Raw genomic sequence first — 1,331 nt, 5'->3', positions numbered from 1 at the left:
TCGGCGCATTCGGGCAGGTCGGTGTGATGGGCGACGGCGCGGGCGCGAAGCTGGGTTGTCAGCAACAAGCCGCCGCCCGCCCGCACCACGCCGTGGGCATCGGTACGCAGTTCAAAACCTTCGCCACGAGGCGCTCCGCCATCCGGGCGCGGATGGGTCAAAAAGCCCGTGTTCAGCGCTGTGTGCTGATGGTCGGTCATCAGCGTGGCGCTGATCTGGCCGTGGGTGTCATCAAGGCGCAGTTCGTTGTGGCGTTGGCCGTGCAGCTCCTTGCTGCGGATCGGGCTAATGGCCTTGAATTCCGGGAGTTTGTAAGGCGTGCGGTTGATGGCGTGGTAACTGCGGCCAATCACCATCGGCTGGTCGGGGTCCCCATGCAGGAACGCCACCAGCACCTCTTGACCGATGCGTGGCAACGCCACATGGCCCCAACCCGCCCCGGCCCAGCTCTGGCACACCCGCACCCAGCAAGAGCTGCGGTCATCGTTGCGGTCTTCGCGGTCCCAAGGGAACTGCAGACGCACCCGGGCATGCTCATCGCAATAGACTTCTTCATTGGCCGGGCCGACTACGGTGGCGATTTGCGGGCCTTCGATGCACGGCTTGGGCAGCAGCGGGGCTTGCCATTGCAGGGTGTCAGGGATCAGGGTGGCGGTCAGGCTGTAACGGGTGCCGACCCGGCTGTCGGCGGACTCCTCTTCCAAGGCGGTATGCTGCTGCCCGCTGTGGTGGATGTGCACGGCGCGCCAGCCGATGTTCATGTCTTCACGCGGGTGGCCGATCAGATCAAAGGCCAAACCCGGCACCAGCCGTGCATCATCACCCGTCACTTCAACCGTGCGCGCATCGCTGCGCAAGGCCAGCAGGCGGGTGCGGGTAAAGGGTTTACCGGCGTTGTCATGTTTGTAACGACCGGGGTAGTCGTAGCGTTCATAGCCGCTGGATTGATGGTCCAGATGCATCGCTTGTTCTTGTTGTTCCAGGTTGTAACGCGGGTGAGTGAAGGTGTAATCGCGCTGGGTCTGCTCGCTGCTGCGCACGTGCTCGCGGTAAGTAAAACTGTGCAGTGACGGTTGCGCGGGATCGCCGCCGGGGTTGGGCGCGTACACCAGCGGCTCGTCCTGCAAAATGCCGAAGGTGGCGATGTGGTCAGCCAGAATCAACGAATGCCCGGCTTCACTGTGCTGGAAGATCGACAGTAAACCTTCTTCGGCGGCCAGGCGCTGATAAAACGCCAGGTCCAGCTCGCCAGCCTGAACGCAGAATTCGCGTGTTTGATGAGGCTCGGTCAGGCGCTGGGTACACGCGCCCCAGTGGCGATCCTTGAACAA

The 1,331-nt window shown here is 63.0% G+C and carries 1 protein-coding gene; it reads right to left on the bottom strand.

Annotated elements, in window-relative coordinates:
* Nucleotides 1–1,331: type VI secretion system Vgr family protein (locus GHO25_RS25605; RefSeq protein ID WP_178110250.1), on the bottom strand; the 1,331-nt coding region annotated here is incomplete at both ends.

Source organism: Pseudomonas sp. FSL R10-1350, assembly GCF_009600525.1.
GTDB classification, from domain to species: Bacteria; Pseudomonadota; Gammaproteobacteria; order Pseudomonadales; family Pseudomonadaceae; genus Aquipseudomonas; species Aquipseudomonas helleri.
This window is presented reverse-complemented; position numbering and strand designations above follow the sequence as displayed.